Consider the following 21,340-nt stretch of genomic DNA (forward strand, 5'->3'; position numbering starts at 1 on the left):
ACCATGGCCGAGCAGAACAACCAGATCTCCCTGGCCGACCTGCCACTGCGCGAGGAGCTGCGCGGCAAGTCCGCCTACGGAGCCCCGCAGCTTTCCGTAGCCAACCAGCTGAACACCAACGAGAACCCCTACCCGCCGTCACCGGAGATTGTCGAGGGCATCGCCCGCCGCGTGGCGGAGCTGGGCAAGCAGCTGAACCGTTATCCCGACCGCGACGCAGTGGGGTTGCGCGAGGCCCTAGCGGCGTACGTGAGCCAGCAGACGGGTGTGGGCGTCACTAAAGAACAGGTATGGGCAGCCAACGGTTCCAACGAGGTATTGCAGCAGCTCCTGCAGGCTTTCGGTGGGCCCGGGCGCAGCGCGATGGGCTTCGTGCCGAGCTACTCCATGCACCCGATCCTGGCGGCGGGCACGCAGACGGAGTTTGTTACGGTCGAGCGCCGCGCCGAGAACCGCTTCGACATCGACGTGGACGAGGCACTCGCCGCCATCGACGAGCGCCAGCCGAACGTCATCTTTATTACGACGCCCAACAACCCCACGGGCAACAGCACACCGTTGGCCGACATCGAGCGGATCCTGCAGGCAGCCCCCGGCATTGTGATTGTGGACGAGGCCTACGCGGAGTTCTCCGACGAGCCGAGCGCGGTGGGGATGCTGGAGCAGTACCCGACGAAGCTGGTGGTTTCTCGCACCATGTCCAAGGCCTTCGACTTCGCCGGCGGGCGATTGGGCTACTTTGTGGCCCACCCGGCATTCATCGAGGCCGTGATGCTGGTGCGCCTGCCGTACCACCTGGCGACCCTGTCGCAGGCGGCGGCGGAGGTGGCGCTGGAGCACTCCGCGGCCACGCTGCAGACGGTGGCGAAGCTGCGCCAGGAGCGCGACCGAGTGGTTGCCCGCCTGCGCGAGCTGGGCTACGACGTGATCGACTCGCACTCGAACTTCGTGTTCTTCGGCGGCTTCGACTGCGTCGGCGATTCGGCCGCGGTGTGGCAGCGATTCCTGGACCAAGAGGTGCTGATCCGCGACGTCGGTGTGGCAGGCTGGCTGCGCGCAACTGTCGGGCTGCCGGAGGAAAACGATGCGTTTCTTGCCGCCGCCGCCAAGATGATGGACGATTAGACACATTAGACAGACGTTTCAAGAGCTTTTAGAGAACGAGACCAGAGAGGTAGGTGCAAAGCCACCGTGGCCACGAACCCCACCCCGCGCATCGGGAAGGCCCAGCGCGCCACCAAAGAATCAGACATCCAGGTCGAGTGGAACCTGGACGGAACCGGCAAGACCGACATCGATACGGGAGTGCCGTTCTTCGACCACATGCTGACCGCCCTCGGCGCGCACGGTTCCTTCGACCTGAAGGTGCACGCCCGCGGCGACGTGGAGATCGACGCGCACCACACCGTCGAGGACACCGCCATCGTCATGGGCCAGGCCCTGGCGCAGGCGTTGGGCGACAAGGCGGGGATCCGCCGCTTCGGCGATGCTTTCATCCCGATGGACGAGACGCTGGCGCACGCTGCTGTGGACGTGTCTGGCCGCCCGTACTACGTGGGCGTGGGGGAGCCTGAGCAGATGCTCAGCGCGGTGATCGGTGGGCACTACGCCACCGTCATCAACCAGCACTTCTTTGAGACCCTGGCGCTGAACTCGCGCATTGCCCTGCACGTGCGCTGCCTGTACGGCCGCGACCCGCACCACATCACCGAGGCGGAGTTTAAGGCCGTGGCCCGCGCGCTGCGCGCCGCCGTGGAGGACGACCCGCGCGTGGGCGGGGTTCCGTCGACCAAGGGAACACTGTAATGGCGCGCCCGAAGGCGCTGACCATTGAAGAACTAGAAAAGATCGATTCCGTGTGGAAGGCCCCCGGCCTTATCGCCACACTGGTGTCGGTCTTCTGTGCGTTCGGTGGCTGGGCGCTACTCCTGCCGGTCATCCCCCTGGCCGTGATCGATGGGGGCGGAACCGATAGCGTGGCGGGCCTGTCCACGGGCGTGTTCATGGCCGCCACCGTGCTGACGCAGGCCTTCACCCCGCGCCTCCTGCGCGCCGTGGGCTATGCGCCCGTGATGCTGGGTGCCGCGCTGCTGCTGGGCTTCCCGGCATTGGCGTATGTGGCCGACATGTCCGCGGTGACGGTGCTGGCCATCGCCGCCGTGCGCGGCGTGGGCTTCGGTGCGGTGACGGTGACGGAGGCCGCGCTGATTGCGGAGCTGGTGCCGCCGCGCCTGGTGGGGCGCTCCTCTGGCGTGTTCGGCGCGACGGTGGGTGTGACACAGCTGATTAGCTTCCCGCTGGGTATGTGGCTCTACGGCAGCTTCGGCCTGGTCGGAGTGTGCTCGGCCGCGGCGCTGTACTCGGCCGTGGGTGCCCTGGCTGCGCTGCAGCTGCCGAAGGTCGAGCGCGAGAACTCGCCCGGTGTGGCCGCCGATATTCCCGACAATGCAACCTCGCAGACGGACTACACGCCGGAGGCGCCGCGCGTGGCCACGTGGAAGCTGGCCACCGTGCCGGGGCTTTCCATCGGTGCGGCCGCCGTGGGCTTCGCCGGGTTCAGCACGTTCCTGGCGCCCGCCGCCGGCGAGATCGACGTGGCAGTGGCCGCCACCATCTCCGGCTTGGCGCTGAGCGTGGTGGGCTTGATGCAGATCGGCTCCCGCCTGTTCAGCGGTTGGTACGCCGACCGCGTGGGCGAGCCGGGTCGCCTGAACGCGCTGGGCCTGGTGCTGTGCGTGGTGGGACTGGCCTCCGCGGCGATCATGCTGGCCGTGCACCCCACGGGCGGGGTGTTGCTGCTCTGGTCGCTGCTGTCGGCTGCGTTCTTCGGCGCGGGCTTCGGCATCAACCAGACCGAGGCGCTGCTGATGCTCTTTGACCGCCTGCCCAGGGCTGAATCCGCCAAGGCCTCGGCGCTGTGGAACATGACCTTCGACGGCGGCACCGGTGTGGGCGCGATCCTGCTGGGATTCGTGGCCGGTGCGCTGACCTACCAGGGGGCCTTCATCACCGCCGGGGTGGTCGCCGCGTTTGGTTTCGTTGTGGCTATCCTCGACCGGATTGTGGGGCGTCACCGCGTCGCCGAGTACGGCAATGTGCGCGAAACATTGCGTCGAGTCCGACGGCGTGAACTGCGCTCCGGTAAGTCCGGCTAGGATAACCAGTTATGAATTCTTCTCTTTCTTCTCGACGCCCACATGTCGCCCTCCTGGACTACGGCAGCGGAAACGTACGCTCCGCCCAGCGAGCGGTTGAAAGGGCAGGCGCCGAGGTCGAGGTGACCCGCGACCCGGAGACGGTACAGCGGGCCGACGGGCTGCTAGTGCCGGGTGTGGGAGCCTACAGTGCGTGCATGAAGCAGCTGCACAGCGTGTATGGGGACCGTCTGATCGGTCAGCGACTGGCGGGCGGGCGTCCGGTGCTGGGCATCTGCGTGGGAATGCAGATCCTCTTCGACCGGGGAGTGGAGTTCGCGGAAGGCACGGGAGAAGCTGGCGCGGGGGAGGCAGCCTTTACGGAGGGCATGGGCGAGTGGCCCGGCACCGTGGAGAAGCTGGATGCCGATGTGCTGCCGCACATGGGATGGAACACCGTGGGGGTCGGCGATGGTTCGTCGGCCAGCGCGCTGGGCAAGCCAGCTGCCGAACCGACGAAGATGTTCGCCGGGATCAAGGAGTCCGAGCGTTTCTACTTCGTCCACTCCTATGGTGTGCAGGAGTGGGAGCTGTTGACCGACGGGCGTACCGAGCCGCCACTGGTGCACTGGGCGACCCACGGCCGCAGCCGCTTCGTCGCAGCCGTGGAAAATGGCCCGCTGTGGGCCACGCAGTTCCACCCCGAGAAGTCCGGCGATGCGGGGCTAAAGCTACTGCAGAACTGGGTGGACACGCTCTAGCTCTAGAAATAGCACTAGTTTTCATTGATTTAATCGTCGCCGACCTCGATACACGTTAGGATTCTCCCTATGGCTTCTACTGATAATTCCCGTGCTCTGACCCTGCTCCCTGCCGTCGACGTAGCCGACGGCCAGGCCGTCCGCCTAGTACAGGGCGCGGCGGGCACGGAAACCAGCTACGGAGCACCGATCGAGGCCGCCCTGGCCTGGCAGAACGCGGGCGCGGAGTGGATCCACCTGGTGGACCTCGACGCAGCCTTCGGCAGGGGCAGCAACTTCGAGCTGCTGAAGGAGGTCACCGGCCAGCTGGACGTGAAGGTGGAGCTGTCCGGCGGCATCCGCGACGACGAGTCGCTGGAGCGCGCCCTGTCCACCGGCTGCCGCCGCGTGAACATCGGCACCGCTGCGCTGGAGGATCCGGACTGGTGCGAGTCCGTCATCTCCCGCTACGGCGACAAGGTGGCCATCGGCCTGGACACCCGCGAGGTCGACGGCGAGTGGCGCCTGCGCGGCCGCGGCTGGACCTCCGACGGCGGCGAGCTGTGGGAGGTACTGGAGCGCCTGGATTCCCAAGGGGTTTCCCGCCTGGTGGTCACCGACGTCAGCCGTGATGGCATGCTGAACGGCCCGAACATCGACCTGCTGCGTGAGGTGGCTGCTGCCACCGACGCGCCGGTAGTGGCCTCCGGTGGCATCTCCAGCCTGGACGACATCCGCGCGCTGGCGGCTGTGGTGCACGAGGGCGTGGACTCCGCGATCGTGGGCAAGGCACTGTACGCGGGCAAGTTCACCCTGGAGGAGGCCCTGGAAGCGGCCCGGGAAACGGCAAGGGGGAGCGACAACTAATGACAGCCTTCCACGGACTGTCCCCGGAGGAACTGGATACCCGCTCGCTGCTGGCCATCGCCGAGGCGGCGGTGGACGAGGCCGAGACGACGTTTACCGCCGCCGTCGGCGCGGAGCCGGAGGTAATCAAGTCCCCCGGCGACTTCGCCACCGAGGCGGACCTGAGTGTCGAACGCCAGCTGCGCACGCTGCTGACGCAATACACCGGCCTGCCCGTGCACGGCGAGGAATTCGGTACGGTGCGCCCCGGCGAGATCCCGGGGGAGAACATCACCGAGCCGAACCCCAGCGACGCGATGGCGGACGGGCTGGACGGCCCGCGCCGCAAGTCGCTCGAGGTCGGGGACCAGGAACTGCCGGAAACCTTCTGGGTGGTAGACCCCATCGACGGCACCGCCAACTACGCGGTGGGAAATCCTTTTGCCTGCATCCTGGTTTCACTGGTGCACCAGGGGCAGACCATGGTCTCCGTCACCGAGATGCCGCTGCTGGGCAAGCGCATCACCGCCCGCCGAGGCGAGGGGCTGCTGGTGGACGGCCACCCGGCCCGCGCCATGCCGCCGTCGGATCCGGGCGTGACGCAGATCAGCTTCGGCTCCATCCTGTCGCAGCGCCGCGGCAACCTGCCGATTTCCTACCGCCAGGACATGCTGAACGAGATCGGCAAGTCCTATCCCCGCATGCGCGTCACCGGCTCGGTGGGCATCGACCTGGCCTTCACCGCCGCCGGCGTGTTCGGCGGTACGGTCACCTTCAGCCCGAACCTGTGGGACAACGCGGCGGGCATCCTCGCAGTGGAGGAAAACGGCGGCATTGCCACCGACTTCGCGGGCAACCCGTGGCGCCCGGGCGTTTCCGGCCTGGTCGCAGGCGAGCCGGAGGTGCACGCCACCATCCTGCAGCACATTCAGGCCGTGCCGATCGGCACCGCCGCCCGCAACGCCCAGGAGATCCGCGATCGAGGGGGCATCCGATGAGTGTTACCGTGCGCGTTATCCCGTGCCTGGACGTGGACAACGGCCGCGTCGTCAAGGGTGTGAACTTCGAGGGCCTGCGCGACGCTGGTGATCCCGTGGAGCTGGCCAAGCGCTACGACGCACTGGGCGCCGACGAGCTGACCTTCCTGGACGTCTCCGCCTCCAAGGATGGCCGCGGCACCATGCTGGACGTCGTGCGTCACACCGCCGACCAGGTGTTCATCCCGCTGACCGTCGGCGGGGGAGTGCGCAGCGAGGAGGATGTAGACGCCCTGCTGCGCGCCGGCGCCGACAAGGTCAGCGTCAATTCCTCGGCGGTCGCCCGACCCGAGCTGCTGCGCGAGCTTTCCCAGCGCTTCGGCGCGCAGTGCATCGTCCTATCCGTGGACGCCCGCCGCGTGAAGGACCCCGCGGAGGTGGAAAAGTACCCCTCCGGCTTTGAGGTCACCACCCACGGCGGCACCAAGTCCGCCGGGCTGGATGCCATCGAGTGGGCCCGCAAGGGCGAGGAGTTGGGCGTGGGGGAGATCCTGCTGAACTCCATGGACGGCGACGGCACCAAGGCCGGCTTCGACATCGAGATGCTGCAGGCCGTGCGCAAAGCCGTCTCCATTCCCGTCATTGCCTCCGGCGGCGCTGGCGCCCCGGAACACTTCCCACCAGCCGTGGAGGCCGGCGCGGATGCCGTACTGGCGGCCTCCATCTTCCACTTCGGCGAGGTGGAGATCCGCGAGGTCAAGCAGGCCCTGGCCGATGCGGGCTACGAGGTACGGCTGTGAGCAGTGCAGACTCCAACACAGACCCGGCAAGCTACGAGCTAGACCGCGCCATCGCCGAGCGCGTCCGCTTTAACGCAGACGGCCTGGTGCCCGCCATCGTCCAGGACATCACGAATGGTGACGTGCTGATGATGGCGTGGATGAACGACCACGCCCTAGCTCACACCCTGGCCACCAAGAAGGGCACCTACTGGTCCCGGTCGCGCCAGTCCTACTGGATCAAGGGCGAGACCAGCGGCCACACCCAGCGCGTCGAAGAGGTGCGCCTGGACTGCGACGGCGATACGGTGCTGCTGAAGATCGAGCAGACCGGCGCGGCCTGCCACACCGGCGACCGCACTTGTTTTGACGCCGACCGCTTGGCCTAACATGTCAGACATGGGTGACAACACTTCCAGCAAGTCCATCGGTGACCTGACAAGCCTTGAGACCTTCCGCGAGCTCGCGGCCAACCACCGCGTGGTGCCCGTGGTTCGCAAGGTCCTCGCCGATGGGGAGACCGCCCTGTCCGCCTACCGGAAGCTCGCCGACGGCCGACCCGGCACGTTCCTGCTGGAATCGGCGGCGCACGGCCAGTCGTGGGATCGCTACTCCTTCATCGGCACCGGAGCCCGCTGCGCGCTGACGGTCAAGGGTGGCGTGGACGGCGGCGCGGCACGTTGGATCGGCCAGCCTCCGGTGGACATCCCAGAGGGCACCGACCCGCTAGATGCGATCCGCAACACGCTGGCACACCTGCAGACCGCCCCGATGCCCGGACTGCCACCGCTGACCAGCGGCCTGGTGGGCTACATGGGCTACGACATGATCCGCTACATCGAAAATGTGCCGGACACCTGCACCGACGACCTGAACATTCCCGACATGGTGCAGCTGCTGGTGGAGGACATGGCCGTCGTCGACCACTACGAAGGCACCATCTGGCTGATCGCCAGCGTGATCAACTGGGATAACTCCGACGAGCGCGTGGACGAGGCATACGCCGAGGCAGTCACACGTCTAGACACCATGGTGGAACGGCTGGCCACGGGCGCGGCAGGGGGCGTCACTACCTTCGAAACCCCCACACCTAAGTACCGCAGGCAGCGCACCTACGACGACCACCGCGAGCGCATCGGCAAGGTCAAGGAGCACATCAAGGCCGGCGATGCGTTCCAGGTGGTGCTTTCGCAGCGCTTCGAAATGGAGACCGACGTCGACCCGATCGACATCTATCGCATGCTGCGGGTATCGAACCCTTCGCCCTACATGTTCCTGGTTAACGTGCCTACCGAGGGTTTTGACGCCACCGCGTTCCACATCATTGGTTCCTCCCCGGAATCGCTGGTGCAGGTCCGTGACGGCAATGTCACGACGTTCCCCATCGCCGGATCCAGGCCGCGCGGCGAGACAGTGGAGCAGGACTTCGCCTTCGAACGCGAGCTGGTCAACGACGAGAAGGAAAACTCCGAACACCTGATGCTGGTGGACCTGGGGCGCAACGACCTCGGAAGGGTCAGCGAGGCCGGCACGGTGGAGGTGCACGACTTCCGCCACGTGGAGCGCTATTCGGCGGTGATGCACCTGGTATCCGGTGTCAGCGGCAAGCTGGCCGCGGGGAAGACGGCGGTGGATGCATTCAATGCGACGTTCCCGGCCGGGACCCTGTCGGGCGCGCCGAAGCCCTCGGCGCTGAAGATCATCGACACGCTGGAGGACACGCGCCGCGGAGTGTACGGCGGCACGGTCGGCTACTTCGACTTTTCCGGCAACACCGACCAATCCATAGCCATCCGCACTGGGCTGTACAAGGACGGCACTGTGTACGTCCAAGCTGGCGGCGGAATCGTAGCGGACTCCGACCCGGAGGCGGAGGACCTGGAGACCCGCAACAAGGCCGCGGCGGTGCTGCGGGCCGTGGCTGCGGCGGAGACCATGAAGAACGCAGGGGAGAAGCAGTGAGTAAGGCAGAAAACGTAACCCAGAAGGCTAAGCGCATCCGACAGATTGCGCTGCTGTGCGTGGTGCTGAGCGCGGCGAGCCTGTGGGGAGCGAGCCGCCTGAAATTCGTGACCGTGGCCGTCGACGACGACAAGGCCGGGGCCTCCACCAAGGAGCTCGTGGGATCCGTGTGGGACCCCGCGCTGGTGCCGCTGGCGCTGGCGATGGTGGCCGCGCTGATCCTCTCGATGGCGGTGCAGCCCATGGTCCGGCGGGTGCTGGGTGTGGTGATCGTCGCGCTGGCGGCCACCGCCAGCTTCCGCGCAGTGCAGCTGCTGAGCAACGACGTGGATCTGGCCCGCGCGCAGAGCCTGCTGCGAAGCGGCGCGGCCACGCAAAAGGAATCCGACCCGGTGCAGATCTCCGAATGGGCGCGAGTGATCAGCGGTGATGTGCACTCGCTGGGCATCGTGCTGGTGCTTGTCGCGGCGGCAATCGGTGTGATCGGTGGTGCGATCCTGATTCTGCGGCCCGGCCAGGAGTCCAGGGGGCACAGCCGCTACGAGACCCCGGAGGTGCGCCGCGCGGACGCGGAGGAGGACCTCGCGGAGAATCCAGATTCAACCCGCGTGCTGTGGGACGCCCTGGATGCGGGGGTGGATCCGACCGAAGAATCCGATTTCTCCCGCACCAAGCAGGGGCGATAAGCTCAGAGGTGTGACACACATGACTGTTCTCGACCAGATCATCGCCGGGGTGCTAGAAGACCAGGCCGAGCGGGAAGCCAAGATCCCATACAAGGAGATCAAGGCCATGTCCCTGGACGCACCACCGGCACTCGACGCCCACGCCGCGCTGGCCGCCCCCGGGGTCAGCCTCATCGCCGAGGTGAAGCGCGCCAGCCCCTCTAAGGGAGATCTCGCCGAGATCGCCGAGCCGGAAGTGCTGGCGAAGGCCTACGAGGACAACGGGGCCACCGCCATCAGTTGCCTCACCGAGCAGCGCCGCTTCAAGGGCTCCCTCGAGGACTTCGACGCGGTGCGCCGCGCGGTGAACATCCCGCTGCTGCGCAAGGACTTCACGGTGAACCCGTACCAGATCCACGAGGCGCGGGCGCACGGCGCGGACATTGTGCTGCTCATCGTCGCCGCCCTCGAGCAGCAGCGCCTGGAATCCCTGCTGGACCGAACCGAGTCCCTGGGCATGACCGCCCTGGTGGAGGTCCACACCGCCGAGGAGGCCGAACGCGCTGTTGCCGCCGGTGCCAAGGTCATTGGCGTCAACGCCCGAAACCTCAAGACGCTGGACGTCGACCCGCAGGTGTTCAGCAAAATCGCCCCAACACTTCCGGACGACGTAGTGAAGATCGCAGAATCGGGCGTCAAGAATAAAAACGACCTCAACGCCTATGCCGCAGCGGGCGCGGACGCAGTGCTCGTCGGCGAAGGCCTGGTCACCGCAGGTAACCCAGCACAGGCGTGCCGGGACCTCGCCGCAGCGGGGAAGCACCCCGCCTGCCCCCAAAAAAATTCCTAAGCGATAGCATATAAAACTGTGACTACCGAGAAGACCTTCAAGAACGCCGACGCGCAGGGTAAGCGCCTGCCGACGGTAGGCGAGATCCTGGCGACCGCCACCCACCACGAGCCCGACGAGCGCGGACACTGGGGTGACTTCGGCGGCCGCTACGTCCCCGAGGCCCTCATGGCAGTGATCGAGGAGATCACCGACGCTTGGGCGAAGGCCCGCTCGGACCAGGGCTACCTGGACCAGCTCGACGAGCTGCACCGCACCTACACCGGCCGCCCGTCGCCGCTGTACTACGCGGCCCGCTTCTCCGAGGCCGTGGGTGCCGAAGTGTGGCTGAAGCGCGAAGACCTCAACCACACCGGCTCCCACAAGATCAACAACGTGCTGGGGCAGGTGCTGCTGGCCAAGCGCATGGGCAAGACCCGCGTGATCGCGGAGACCGGCGCGGGCCAGCACGGTGTGGCCACGGCGACGGCCTGTGCGCTGCTCGGCCTGGAATGCCGGATCTACATGGGGGCTGTGGACGCCGAACGTCAGGCCCTCAACATTGCCCGCATGCGCCTGCTCGGCGCCCACGTGGAGGTAGTGGAGATCGGCTCCCGCACCCTGAAGGACGCCATCAACGAGGCCATGCGCTTCTGGGTTTCCAACGCCGACGACACCTACTACTGCTTCGGCACCGCCGCCGGCCCGCACCCGTTCCCGCAGATGGTGCGCGACCTGCAGCGCGTGATCGGTGTGGAGGCGCGCCAGCAGCTGCTGGCCGAAACCGGCAAGCTGCCCGACGCCGTGGTGGCCTGTGTGGGCGGCGGCTCCAACGCGATCGGCCTGTTCCACCCGTTCATCGAGGACGAAGGCGTGGACATCGTCGGCGCTGAGGCCGCGGGCGACGGTGTGGAGACTGGGCGCCACGCCGCGCCGATCAACCTGGGGCTGCAGGGCGTGTTCCAGGGTTCCTTCGCCGACCTGATGCAGGACGAGGACGGGCAGATCATCGAATCGCACTCCATCTCCGCCGGGTTGGACTATCCGGGAGTGGGGCCGGAGCACTCTAAGCTGCACGCGGAGGGGCGCGCCCGCTACCTGCCGATCACCGACTCCGAGGCCATGGACGCCTTCAAGCAGCTGACCCGCCTGGAGGGCATCATCCCCGCCATCGAGTCCTCTCACGCCGTGGCCGCCGCCATCAAGGTGGCCGCGGAGAAGCCGGGCGCCACGCTGATTGTGAACATTTCCGGCCGCGGCGACAAGGACGTCAACACTGCCGCGAAGTGGTTCGACATGCTGGATCAGAAGAGCGAGAAGGACAGCTAACCCATGACCTCCCGACTTTCTAAGGTTTTCACCGACGCGCGCGCCGAGGGGCGAGCCGCACTCGTGGCCTACTTCCCGGCCGGCTACCCCACGGTGGCTAAGTCCAAGGAGCTTGTCGCCGAACTGGCCCAGCACGCCGACCTGATCGAGGTGGGTATTCCGTTCACTGACCCGATGATGGACGGCCCGACCATCCAGGCCGCCGCCAACGAGGCGCTGGCCAACGGCTTCCGGGTGAAGGACACACTCGACGTCGTCCGCGCAGTCACCGAGGCCGGGGGCCAGGCCGTCATCATGTCCTACTGGAACCCCGTGCTGCAGTACGGCCCGGAGAAGTTCGCCGCCGACCTGGCCGCCGCCGGGGGACTGGGATCCATCATCCCGGACCTGCTGCCGGAGGAAGCCGGCCGTTGGGCGGAGGCCTGCAAGGCCAACGACCTATCGCCGGTCTATCTCGTCGCGCCCTCCACCACGCCGGAGCGCATGGCCCTTACTGTTGACGCCGGCGACGGCTTCATCTACGCCGCATCCCACATGGGTGTGACGGGCGCGCAGGACGAGGTCTCCAGTTCCGCCGAGGAGCTGGTCGCCCGCGTCCGCGAGGCCACGGATCTGCCGGTGGCAGTGGGGCTGGGTGTGAAAACCGGAAAGCACGCGGCGAACATCGCCTCCTACGCAGACGGCGTGATCGTCGGCTCCGCGCTGATCCAAGCCGCAGCCGATGGCAACCTGGGCGAGCTGGCTGCAGAGCTGGCGCGAGGCGTTCGCGCATGATCGCGGCGGCCATTCCTTCGCCACCGCAGGGTGTCTGGGAGCTAGGCCCCATTCCCATCCGCGCCTACGCGCTGTGCATCCTCACGGGCGTGATCGTGGCCTACTTCTGGACCCGCCGCCGCTACGCGAAGCTGGGCGGGGACCCGGAGGTAACCGTCGACGCGCTGCTCGTCGCCGTGCCCACGGGCATCATCGGCGCCCGGATTTACCACGTGATCACCGATCACGATAAGTACTTCGGCGAGGGCAAAGACCCCACCCAGGTGTTTAATATCACCAACGGCGGACTGGGGATCTGGGGCGGAGTCGTCCTGGGGTCCCTGGCCGTGTGGCTGCTATTCAAGGCCAAAGGCTTGCCGCTGGGCACTTTCGCCGCCGCCGTGGCGCCGACGGTGCCGCTTGCGCAGGCCATCGGCCGGCTGGGCAACTGGTTCAATCAGGAGCTCTACGGCGGGCCCAGCGACGCACCCTGGGCACTGGAGATCTATCGCCGCGTAGACGAAAACGGTTACTCCGCGCCCATCACCGGGCACTCCACTGGGGAAGTGCTGGCCACCGTCCAGCCGACTTTCCTCTATGAACTGATCTGGAACCTGCTCGTGGTCGTGCTGCTGCTCGTCGCGGAACGCTACTGGCGCGTTGGCGGGGGCAGGCTGTTCACCCTCTACGTCATGGGCTATACCTTCGGCCGCTTCTTCATCGAAAACATGCGTACAGACGCCGCCACCACCGTATTCGGCGACGTGCGTATCAACGCTGTGGTCTCCGCAGTGGTGTTCCTCGCCGCGACAGCGCTGTTCGTTAGGTGGACAGTGCAGCAACGCAAGGCTGAGGGCGTCACAAATCAAGAAACGAAGTAGCGGGGACAACGGTGCGGGGCTATCCTCGAGTCCGTGAGTAGAAGAACCAAGATTGTTTGCACCCTGGGTCCCGCGGTCGCTTCGAAGGAGCAGATTCGCGGGCTCGTAGACGCAGGAATGAACGTTGCGCGCCTCAACTTTTCCCACGGCGAGCACGCAGACCACGAGCAGAATTACAACTGGGTTCGACAGGCCACCGATGAATCCGGCAAGGCCGTCGGTATCCTCGCCGACCTGCAAGGCCCGAAGATCCGCCTGGGGCGCTTCGCAGAGGGCGCAACCGTCTGGGCGACCGGCGAGACCGTACGCATCACCGTCGACGACGTGCAGGGCACGCACGACCGCGTCTCCACCACCTACAAGGGTCTGGCTCGCGACGCCCGCCCCGGCGACCGCCTGTTGGTCGACGACGGCAAGATCGCGCTGGTGTGCAAGGAAGTCGACGGCAACGACGTCGTGTGCGAGGTCATCGAGGGAGGCCCGGTTTCCAACAACAAGGGTGTCTCCCTGCCAGGCATGAACATCTCCGTGCCGGCGCTGAGTGAGAAGGACACCGAAGACCTGCGCTTCGCCCTGCAGCTGGGCGTGGACTTCATCGCCCTGTCCTTCGTGCGCAGCCCCTCCGACGTGGAGCTGGTGCGCGACATCATGGACGAGGTTGGCCGCCGCGTGCCGGTGATCGCCAAGCTGGAGAAGCCGGAGGCAGTCGACGCGCTGGAGCCGGTCATCCTAGCCTTCGATGCCATCATGGTCGCCCGCGGTGACCTGGGCGTGGAAGTGCCGCTGGAAGACGTGCCGCTGGTGCAGAAGCGTGCCATCCAGATCGCCCGCGAGAACGCCAAGCCGGTGATCGTGGCAACGCAGATGCTGGACTCCATGATCGAGAACTCCCGCCCGACGCGCGCCGAAGCCTCCGACGTGGCCAACGCCGTGCTCGACGGTGCGGATGCCGTGATGCTCTCCGGCGAGACCTCCATCGGCAAGCACCCGATCACCACCGTGGAGACGATGGCCCGCATCGTGCGCGCCGCAGAGATCGACGGGGAAGTGCCGCCGCTGACCCACCGCCCGCGCACCCGCCGCGGCGTGATTTCCTACGCAGCCAAGGACATCGGCGAGCGCCTGAACGCGAAGGCACTCGTGGCCTTCACATCCTCCGGCGATACCGCCAAGCGCGTGGCGCGCCTACGCTCCCACCTGCCACTGCTGGTGTTCACGCCCTCCCAGGCCGTGCGCTCGCAGCTGGCGCTGACGTGGGGCGTGGAGACGTTCCTCATCGAAGACGTGAAGTCCACCGACGAGATGATGGATACTGTCGACCACCACCTGCTGGCCATGCCGGAATACAAGTACGACGACATGATGGTCGTCGTCGCCGGCTCCCCACCCGGGATTTCCGGCAACACCAACATGATCCAGGTGCACCTGCTGGGTCAGGAGCGGAAGAGGTAACTCAGCGTCGCGGCCAACGCCGCGTCCGTGGAGGTGCCCAGCGCCTCAATGCGCGGGGCGAAAGCACCGTGGTGGTTTCCCGGCACCGGCTCCCCGGAAGCCCACAGCTCCGGATCCGTGGTGCCGATCGTCCAGAAAAGGTAGGGCACGTCGAAGTGGCGGGGGATCTCCGAGAAGTCCTCGGAGGCTGTCCAGGGTTCGGCGTCAATAGAATCCTCCCCGAAGACCGCATCGAACACCGGGCGTACGTGCTCGAACGTGCTGGGGGTATTGTCGGTGAGCTCGCCGTGGGCGGAGTACTCGAACTCGGGCGGAAGCTCGCAGCCGGAAGCATCGCACTCGGCGCGGACGACCCGCTCGATGGCGGCGTAGGTCTTGTCGCGTACGTCCGTGTCGTAGAAGCGGCAGTTAAGCACCAGCGTGGCATCTTCCGGGATAGTGTTGTTCGTGTGACCGGAAGAAAGTGTGCCGACGGTGATGACGGCGAAGTCCGACGGGGCAACCTCGCGGCCGACGATGCCCTGCAGGCGCACGACGATCATCGCGGCCAGGAAGGTCGGGTCGATTGATTCCTGCGGGCGCGAGCCGTGGGAGGACTTACCGTAGAGCTTGATGGTGATCGTGTCGCAGGCCGCCAGCACCGGGCCGGGCGCGGACATTACGGTGCCGAGGCGGCCGGGTAGGACGTGCTGGCCCAGGCACACATCGGGGGTGGGGATCTTCTCCGCCAGGCCGTCGTTGATCATGTTGCTGGCGCCGGCGGTGACCTCCTCCGCGGGTTGGAACAGCGCAATGAAGGTGCCGTGCCAGGCATCGCGGCGCTCGTCGAGAACCGCACACAGACCCATGAGTGCCGCGGCGTGCATATCGTGGCCGCACGCATGCATCACCCCGTCGTTCTTGGAGGCATAGGGCAGACCCGTTGTTTCCTGCACGGGGAGGGCATCGAAGTCGGCGCGCATGAGGACGGTTGGCTCGTCTGCGCTGGTTGCCTCGCTGCTCGGGTTACGGAACACGGCGGTGACGCCATAACCCCCGATACCCGTGGTCACCTCACAATCCATCTGCGCCAACCGCGCAGTAATGTGCTTGGCGGTCTGCTCCTCCTGCAACGACAACTCGGGGTTCTCGTGCATCCACTGGTAGAAGCTATCCTGCCAGCTCAGATCCACGCCGTGGTTTGCGATGAACTCTGCAATATCTGCGTTGCGCAAAGCGAAACTTGTCCTTTCTAGTGGATTAGTGGATTAGCGGATTAGCGGATGGCCGGGTTGTACTTCAGCATGTTGGGGCGGGTGGCGCAGTCGTCGCCAAGGCGGATACCCGGGGCCAGCTGGCCTTCCTCCTGAGCCTTAACCAGGGCATTGAGCACGCGCTCCCGGAGGTCCGCCGGGGAAATGGTGTTGATGAAAATCTTCGTGCCACCTTCGAAACCGGCCATGGTGGACACACGCCACTTAATGACAATGCGCCAGGGCATCGGAACGTCAACGTCGAGGGGACGGTGCAACCACTCCTCATTGCAGGAGACGTGCGGCCCGGCGGCGACGTGACAGGCGTGAACCAAATCCGAGACGGCATCGCGTTCGGCGTCAGACATCAGCCAAGGCTCGGTCGTGGCGGACTTGGAGAAAACCTCGAGGGTCGGCCAACGGTGCCCAAAACCAGCAAACGCGATGGCGTGGTCGTTTTCGGCGATGACGAGGTTGTGGCGGGCAGCGTAGTCGACGGCCCACTCGTTGTACATGTTCGGGTTCGCGCGGACCTGGGCGATCTCCAGCTCGTTCTGCAGGCCGTGCTCGTCGATGGCAACGAGCTGCTTGTGGAGGTGCTCGAAGCTGGCGCCCGCCGGGGCGAGCCAGTTCTGGAACGCGGCGACGTAGCGGACGTAACGGTTGGCGCGGTAGAGGCGATCCATGCCGTCGACGGTGAAGGCGATGAAGTGGCGGTGGTTCTTCCAACCGAGAGTGCCGCTGGAGGCCAACTGGTCGGTAGTGTCTGCGCCGGGGATGTAGTGGTCGCGGGCGATGATCACGTCGTGGCCGCCGGCGAAGAGCCCGGCGCTCTTTTCGTAGAGAGTCTGCATGCGGTTCTCGGGGGAGAAGAGCTCGTCGAGTTCCTCTTGCGTGGTGCCGCCGGCGGACCACTTGGCGCGCAGGATCTGCTCGACGTGGTCCTGGCCGGCTTCCTCGGACAGGTAGTCGGTCATGTGCTTGGCGGCGGCGGGGTTCATCCGGTAGCCGTAGTTCAGGAGCCAGTAGTCGTAGGTAAGGATCTCGAAAAGGTTCGCCACGCGACGGAACAGCGGTTCGGTTTCCTCCAGCTTGCTAACCGGCAGTCCGCGCAGGATGTGTGCCTGCCCGTCCTCGTCGAGCACGAGGCGGGACTTCTCCGGCGGGGTGTCCAGCTTGCGGTTCAGGCCGAATGCGGTGGCGGAGTCGCGGTCGCCGACGGTGCGCACCTCTGGACGGTGCTCGGCGATGGGCCGGTTGCCGCGGCCGGGTACGGTCCACACCTCGGTGCCGGAAAACGGGTTGACCTGTTTGATCGTTCCGTCCGGCAGGGTGGTCAGGGGCGGTACGGGCGCGGGGTGCGAAGCATGGGAACCAATCACGGCAAACATTCTAGTAGGTTTCATGTCCTGAAGATCACACCGCCGTGCACTGCGCCGACCCACCGCCGTGCTTGCTGTTCGCTGCTGCGTGCTGCCACACTAGGGGAATGCCAAAGATTATTTTCAGGCTGCTGGCTAACCAGGAGCAGCTGGCCGCTATCGAGCAGGATTTCCGCTCCATGATCTCCGCCCTCGGCGAAGCGTTCGAGGGCACGCTGAATCTCCAGTCCGGGCAAGCTGCAGACCCCGAACTGGTCACTACCTGGGTGGAGCTTTTCGGCGAGAGCCCCGACGAGGGCAATGACCCCGCCACCGGCGCCGAGCTAACCGTCGACGTTGTCCGCTATGAAATCGGCTCCGTCTCCGGCCTAGCGATGCACTTCGCCGAGCTCCTCACGGTCCGCGAGAAGGAACCTGCCGAGCCGCTTCTGCGCCAGGTCCAGGACGACCCTGGCACACCTCGCGTGCCTTGGCACGTCACTGTGGCTTCGGTATAACTCCTCTCGCGTGGGTGGTGAACTGCTCTCCGTGGTGGTTCACCCACTTGATTGTCCAACCGCCGTCGCTAGTGCTTGCCCGCCACTGCCCGTTGGTTTTCAGATTGTGATGGGCGCGACAAAGGCACTGCATGTTTCGGACATCCGTAGCGCCGCCAGCCGAAGGGTCCGTGTGGTTGTACGGCATGATGTGGTCTTTGTCGCACATCGGCGCGGGGTGTTCGCACCCGGGGAAGCGACAGGTGCCGTCCCGGCCGACGAGGAATTCCTTCATTTCCCTGCTTGGCGTGTACTGCTCCACGGCTGGCGGCACAGTCACGCTGTCCACGTGCTTGGCGAAGCTTTCGTACACGTCGGCCTGTTCGGTGCTGATCGCCCCGACCCCCGGGATGAACCCTGGGCCGCCTTCCCACCGGAAGACGTGCACGTGCACCACCGTGTTGGTTTCTTCGCCGCTGATCAGCCCCGCGATCACGTCCATTCGTGCTTGTGCGAGGTCGCAGTCCAGCTCCCCGGCCAGCACCTTCGCCTTCTTCGTTACTGCTTCCCACATGCGCTGCGATTGGTCTTTCGGCATGTTCAGCGTCCACCGGGAAAGCTCGGCCGTCCCGCCCAGCGTCGTCACGGATCCCTTGGTCGCGGAGCGTTCCTCCGCCGCGGCCTTCTCGCCTTCGGCGAATGGGGTGGGGAAGTCCCGCGCGATCACTTCGCACAGGTATTCGCCCAGTTCCTTCGCCGTCGGCCCTTCTTCGCGTGCGCTGATGCAGTCCACCGCGTGTTTTTCCAGGTAGCGGTTGAGCTGCTCCATGTCCATGATCGCCTGCCCCGCCTCGTCGGGCTCTGTCAGCTGTGCCGCGTAGGCGTTGCGCACCCGCCACACTTGCTCGAGGTGCCGCACGCCGATCACCCCGGCTTTCAGCGCCGCCAGCCCGAGCATGTTCATCACGGCGAGTATCTGCGCCGCGTGCGAGAACACTATCGCATCCGCCGTCCCCGCCTTCCGTAGCGCTTGTATCCGCGCCACGGTTGGGTCGTCGATCACGCTGTATGCATACGCCGCGTCGACCCTGTTGCACATCCGCCGCATCTCGTCGGCATCCATTTTTGCCCCCTTCTTGTCCGAGCGCCGCTTACCTTACACACGGCCCCGGACAACCCCTCGCCCTTCTTAGTGACGCCCCCTCATTTTCACCCCTAGAGCAGGCTCGATAGGAACTCTTGGGTGCGTTCGTGCTGCGGATTTCCAATGACTTCCGCGGCCGGGCCGTGCTCGACGATCACGCCGCCGTCCATGAAAGCAACCTCGTCGGCGACTTCGCGTGCGAATCCCATCTCGTGGGTCACGACCAGCATCGTCATGCCGTCATCGGCCAGGTGGCGCATCACGTTCAGCACTTCGCCGACCAGCTCGGGGTCCAGCGCGGAGGTCGGCTCGTCGAAGAGCATCAGCTTCGGCCGCATTGCCAGTGCCCGGGCGATGGCCACGCGTTGCTGCTGTCCGCCGGAGAGCTGCACCGGGTAGGCGTCGGCCTTGTGCGCGAGCCCCACCTGGTCCAGTAGCTTGCGCGCGTGCTCGATTGCCTCGTCCTTGTTCTCGCCGCGCACTTGCACGGGCGCTTCGATGATGTTTTCCAGCACGGTGCGGTGGGTGAACAGGTTGAAGTGCTGGAACACCATTCCAATGTCCACGCGCTGCGCCGCTGCCTGCTTCGGCGTCAGCTCGTAGAGGTTGCCGTTCTTCTCGCGGTAGCCGATCAGCTCGCCGTCCACTTCGATCCGCCCGGAGGTGACCTTTTCCAGGTGGTTCACGCAGCGTAGCAGGGTGGACTTGCCAGAGCCGGAGGGACCGATCAGGCAGGTCACGCCGCCGCGGGGGACTTCCAGGTCGATGCCTTTCAGAACGTCGAGCCGGCCGTAGCGCTTCCACACGTTCTTGATGGCAATCATCGGTGCGTTGGTTTCAGACATGGTGGTTACTAGTCCTTCTTTTCGTTCGGCCCGACGGTGATATTGCGTGGGGGTACGCCTTCGGCGTCAGCAAGAGCGGCGAGTTGGCGCTGCGTGAGCTGGCGCGACGATCCGCGAGAGAAGTAGCGCTCAACGTAGAACTGCCCAACCATCAGAATGCTGGTGATCACCAGGTACCACGTGGCGGCGACGAGCAGCAGCGGAACGGGCTGGAACAGTGAGTTCGAAATGTCGGTGGCGCGGCCGTAAAGCTCAGCGGTATAGGGCACGGCAATAACCAGCGAGGTGGTCTTCAGCAGCGAGATGAACTCGTTGCCCGTCGGCGGAATGATGATGCGCATAGCCTGCGGCATCACGGTGCGGCGCATATTCTGTCCCCAGGTCATGCCCAGTGCCTTCGAGGCTTCGGACTGTCCTTCGGGAACGGCCTGGATGCCGGCGCGGACGATTTCGGCCATGTAGGCGGCTTCGTTCAGGCCGAGGCCCAGCACGGCCAGGATGAAGGCGTTCTGCAGTACCTGCTCGAGGTCGATTTCGGCGAAGCCCACGCTCACGGACTGGTACAGGGAGCTCAGCAGGCCCCAGAACACCAGCTGCACGTACACGGGCGTGCCGCGGAAGACCCACAGGAACAGCCACGCCACACCCTGCAGCACGGGGTTCGGCGACATGCGCAGAACCGCGACGATCGCACCGATGACCACGCCGATGATCATCGCCAGGATCGTCAGCGCGATGGTGTGCATCGCCGCCTTTACGATGCGGGTATCCAGCAGGTACTGGAAGTAAGTGTCCCAGTGATAGGCCTCGTTTTGGGCTGCGGAGATGATGAACCACACCACGAGGGCCGCGAGGATGACCGCCGCGATCCAGCGGCCGGGGTGGCGTAGCGGGATCGCTTTGTTCTCGGTGGGGCGCCTACGCTGCGTTGCGGAGGAGGCGTTTGGGGTGCTCACTTGGTGCCTTCTTTCGGTTCGAGCGTGTGGGGCAGTTGGTAGGGCTTGAGGTTGAACGTCACTGCGTCTAACCTGCCGTCTTCGAGTTCCCATTGTTTGAGGATGGCCTCGTAGGTGCCGTCGTTCATCATGGTCTGCATTGTTGCGGCCAGGGCTTTTCCAAGCGGGTTGTTCTTTTTGACGCCCATACCGAACGGGGCGGTATCGAAAGGTTCGCCAACCCGCACCAATTTGCCGTCAGAGCGGGCGATGGCGAAGTCGATCACCGGCGAGTCGGAGCTGTAGGCGTTTGCCTTCTTCAGAATGGTGGCGGTGGCGGCGGCGTCGGCCTTTTCGTAGACCAGCTTCTCAATCGGCTCCTTGCCCTGGGCTTCGCACTCGTCGGAGCGTCCCTGCACTTCGTCCGTGTCGGAGTAGGTGCCTTTCTGCACGGCGACCTTTAGGCCGCAGGCGTTGTCGGGGTCGATGTTGTCCTCGTTGCCGGGCTGGGTGGCCCAGGAGATACCGGCGCTGTAGAAGTCGACGAAGTCGTAGTTTTTCTGCCGCTCTTCGGTGTCGGTGAAGGCACTGGCTCCGACGTCGACGGATCCGGCGCTGATGGCCGGCAGGATCAGGTTGAAGTCCATTTGGTTGACTTCGACGTCGAGGCCCATCATGGAGCCGGCGGCGCGGATGAGGTCCATTTCGAAGCCGATGATGTTTCCGTCGGAGTCTTTAAACTCGTTGGGCGCGTAGGGCGGGTTGGTGCCGACGGTAATTTTTCCCTTGGCCTGGACGTCCGGGGGCACTAGGGCGGCAAGTTGCGGGTTCTTCGCCGGGAGGATTTCCTCCCAGCCTTCCGGGTTGCCGAGTTCTTCGTTGGTCACACACCCCGCCAGCGATGCTGAGAGCAGGATCGCGAGGGTGCCCTTGGCCACGGTACGGGCCAGAGAGCGTGGGTGGCTATGTTTCATACCGT

General features: G+C 65.6%; 22 protein-coding genes. 16 read left to right on the forward strand and 6 right to left on the reverse strand.

Features of this window, described 5'->3' with window-relative positions:
• The first annotated feature begins 3 nt into the window (after window positions 1-3).
• The 15 genes from L8V00_RS07555 to pyk all read left to right on the forward strand — a co-directional run bounded on the left by L8V00_RS07555 (window position 4) and on the right by pyk (window position 14,347).
• Window positions 4-1,125 carry a histidinol-phosphate transaminase gene (locus tag L8V00_RS07555; protein ID WP_269944666.1) on the forward strand — a complete coding sequence of 374 codons (1,122 nt, stop codon included), beginning with the start codon at window positions 4-6 and terminating at the stop codon, window positions 1,123-1,125.
• 66 nt (window positions 1,126-1,191) lie between these two features.
• The gene (gene hisB, locus L8V00_RS07560; protein ID WP_005295849.1) at window positions 1,192-1,806 is read left to right on the forward strand and encodes an imidazoleglycerol-phosphate dehydratase HisB; all 615 of its coding nucleotides are present in this window, start codon (window positions 1,192-1,194) and stop codon (window positions 1,804-1,806) included.
• Window positions 1,806-3,155, forward strand: a complete 1,350-nt coding sequence (locus L8V00_RS07565; protein ID WP_049049451.1) for an MFS transporter — start codon at window positions 1,806-1,808, stop codon at window positions 3,153-3,155. Before hisB ends, L8V00_RS07565 begins: the two co-directional genes overlap by 1 nt.
• 11 nt (window positions 3,156-3,166) lie before the next feature.
• Entirely contained in the window at window positions 3,167-3,895 is a 729-nt protein-coding gene (gene hisH / locus L8V00_RS07570) for an imidazole glycerol phosphate synthase subunit HisH (RefSeq protein WP_049049449.1), read from the forward strand.
• A 69-nt stretch (window positions 3,896-3,964) separates the two neighbouring features.
• Window positions 3,965-4,741 (forward strand): bifunctional 1-(5-phosphoribosyl)-5-((5-phosphoribosylamino)methylideneamino)imidazole-4-carboxamide isomerase/phosphoribosylanthranilate isomerase PriA, encoded by a 777-nt coding sequence (priA, locus tag L8V00_RS07575; protein WP_269944667.1) that lies wholly within the window; start codon window positions 3,965-3,967, stop codon window positions 4,739-4,741.
• Window positions 4,741-5,718 carry an inositol monophosphatase family protein gene (locus tag L8V00_RS07580; protein WP_049049448.1) on the forward strand — a complete coding sequence of 326 codons (978 nt, stop codon included), beginning with the start codon at window positions 4,741-4,743 and terminating at the stop codon, window positions 5,716-5,718. The genes priA and L8V00_RS07580 overlap by 1 nt, the downstream gene beginning before the upstream one ends.
• Window positions 5,715-6,497 (forward strand): imidazole glycerol phosphate synthase subunit HisF, encoded by a 783-nt coding sequence (gene hisF, locus L8V00_RS07585; protein WP_035005421.1) that lies wholly within the window; start codon window positions 5,715-5,717, stop codon window positions 6,495-6,497. The genes L8V00_RS07580 and hisF overlap by 4 nt, the downstream gene beginning before the upstream one ends.
• Window positions 6,494-6,865, forward strand: coding sequence for a phosphoribosyl-AMP cyclohydrolase (gene hisI / locus L8V00_RS07590; protein ID WP_035005420.1), 372 nt, complete (start codon window positions 6,494-6,496; stop codon window positions 6,863-6,865). Before hisF ends, hisI begins: the two co-directional genes overlap by 4 nt.
• 1 nt (window position 6,866) lies before the next feature.
• On the forward strand, window positions 6,867-8,438 hold the full coding sequence (locus tag L8V00_RS07595) for an anthranilate synthase component I (protein ID WP_269944668.1): 1,572 nt from the start codon (window positions 6,867-6,869) through the stop codon (window positions 8,436-8,438).
• A complete protein-coding gene (locus L8V00_RS07600; protein ID WP_269944669.1) occupies window positions 8,435-9,124 on the forward strand; it encodes a TIGR02234 family membrane protein in 690 nt (229 codons plus the stop codon). The genes L8V00_RS07595 and L8V00_RS07600 overlap by 4 nt, the downstream gene beginning before the upstream one ends.
• A gap of 19 nt (window positions 9,125-9,143) precedes the next feature.
• A complete protein-coding gene (trpC, locus tag L8V00_RS07605) occupies window positions 9,144-9,953 on the forward strand; it encodes an indole-3-glycerol phosphate synthase TrpC (RefSeq protein WP_035005418.1) in 810 nt (269 codons plus the stop codon).
• 18 nt (window positions 9,954-9,971) lie between these two features.
• A complete protein-coding gene (gene trpB / locus L8V00_RS07610) occupies window positions 9,972-11,261 on the forward strand; it encodes a tryptophan synthase subunit beta (RefSeq protein ID WP_070489069.1) in 1,290 nt (429 codons plus the stop codon).
• 3 nt (window positions 11,262-11,264) lie between these two features.
• Window positions 11,265-12,035 carry a tryptophan synthase subunit alpha gene (gene trpA / locus L8V00_RS07615; protein ID WP_269944670.1) on the forward strand — a complete coding sequence of 257 codons (771 nt, stop codon included), beginning with the start codon at window positions 11,265-11,267 and terminating at the stop codon, window positions 12,033-12,035.
• Window positions 12,032-12,895, forward strand: coding sequence for a prolipoprotein diacylglyceryl transferase (gene lgt / locus L8V00_RS07620; protein WP_269944671.1), 864 nt, complete (start codon window positions 12,032-12,034; stop codon window positions 12,893-12,895). Before trpA ends, lgt begins: the two co-directional genes overlap by 4 nt.
• Window positions 12,896-12,928: 33 nt before the next feature.
• Window positions 12,929-14,347, forward strand: coding sequence for a pyruvate kinase (gene pyk, locus L8V00_RS07625; RefSeq protein ID WP_269944672.1), 1,419 nt, complete (start codon window positions 12,929-12,931; stop codon window positions 14,345-14,347).
• Here the strand turns inward: pyk and L8V00_RS07630 are convergent.
• Together L8V00_RS07630 and L8V00_RS07635 are read right to left on the reverse strand one after the other, a co-directional pair.
• Window positions 14,329-15,561, reverse strand: coding sequence for an amidohydrolase (locus L8V00_RS07630; RefSeq protein WP_269944673.1), 1,233 nt, complete (start codon window positions 15,559-15,561; stop codon window positions 14,329-14,331). The genes pyk and L8V00_RS07630 overlap by 19 nt on opposite strands.
• A gap of 41 nt (window positions 15,562-15,602) precedes the next feature.
• Complete coding sequence (locus tag L8V00_RS07635; RefSeq protein ID WP_269944674.1) at window positions 15,603-16,970, reverse strand: DUF4921 family protein; 1,368 nt, start codon at window positions 16,968-16,970, stop codon at window positions 15,603-15,605.
• A gap of 98 nt (window positions 16,971-17,068) precedes the next feature.
• Here L8V00_RS07635 and L8V00_RS07640 point away from each other — a divergent pair, with 98 nt between their 5' ends.
• Window positions 17,069-17,458 carry a hypothetical protein gene (locus L8V00_RS07640; protein ID WP_070489080.1) on the forward strand — a complete coding sequence of 130 codons (390 nt, stop codon included), beginning with the start codon at window positions 17,069-17,071 and terminating at the stop codon, window positions 17,456-17,458.
• Here the strand turns inward: L8V00_RS07640 and L8V00_RS07645 are convergent.
• The 4 genes from L8V00_RS07645 to L8V00_RS07660 all read right to left on the reverse strand — a co-directional run bounded on the left by L8V00_RS07645 (window position 17,439) and on the right by L8V00_RS07660 (window position 21,335).
• Window positions 17,439-18,560 (reverse strand): HNH endonuclease signature motif containing protein, encoded by a 1,122-nt coding sequence (locus tag L8V00_RS07645; RefSeq protein ID WP_269944675.1) that lies wholly within the window; start codon window positions 18,558-18,560, stop codon window positions 17,439-17,441. The two genes, L8V00_RS07640 and L8V00_RS07645, sit on opposite strands and share 20 nt — an antisense overlap.
• Before the next feature lie 92 nt (window positions 18,561-18,652).
• The gene (locus L8V00_RS07650) at window positions 18,653-19,426 is read right to left on the reverse strand and encodes an amino acid ABC transporter ATP-binding protein (RefSeq protein ID WP_269944676.1); all 774 of its coding nucleotides are present in this window, start codon (window positions 19,424-19,426) and stop codon (window positions 18,653-18,655) included.
• Window positions 19,427-19,434: 8 nt separating this feature from the next.
• Entirely contained in the window at window positions 19,435-20,382 is a 948-nt protein-coding gene (locus L8V00_RS07655; RefSeq protein WP_049049419.1) for an amino acid ABC transporter permease, read from the reverse strand.
• Window positions 20,379-21,335, reverse strand: coding sequence for an ABC transporter substrate-binding protein (locus L8V00_RS07660; RefSeq protein WP_269944677.1), 957 nt, complete (start codon window positions 21,333-21,335; stop codon window positions 20,379-20,381). Before L8V00_RS07660 ends, L8V00_RS07655 begins: the two co-directional genes overlap by 4 nt.
• Window positions 21,336-21,340: the final 5 nt, after the last annotated feature.

It is taken from the genome of Corynebacterium evansiae, from assembly GCF_027570065.1.
GTDB lineage: Bacteria > Actinomycetota > Actinomycetes > Mycobacteriales > Mycobacteriaceae > Corynebacterium > Corynebacterium evansiae.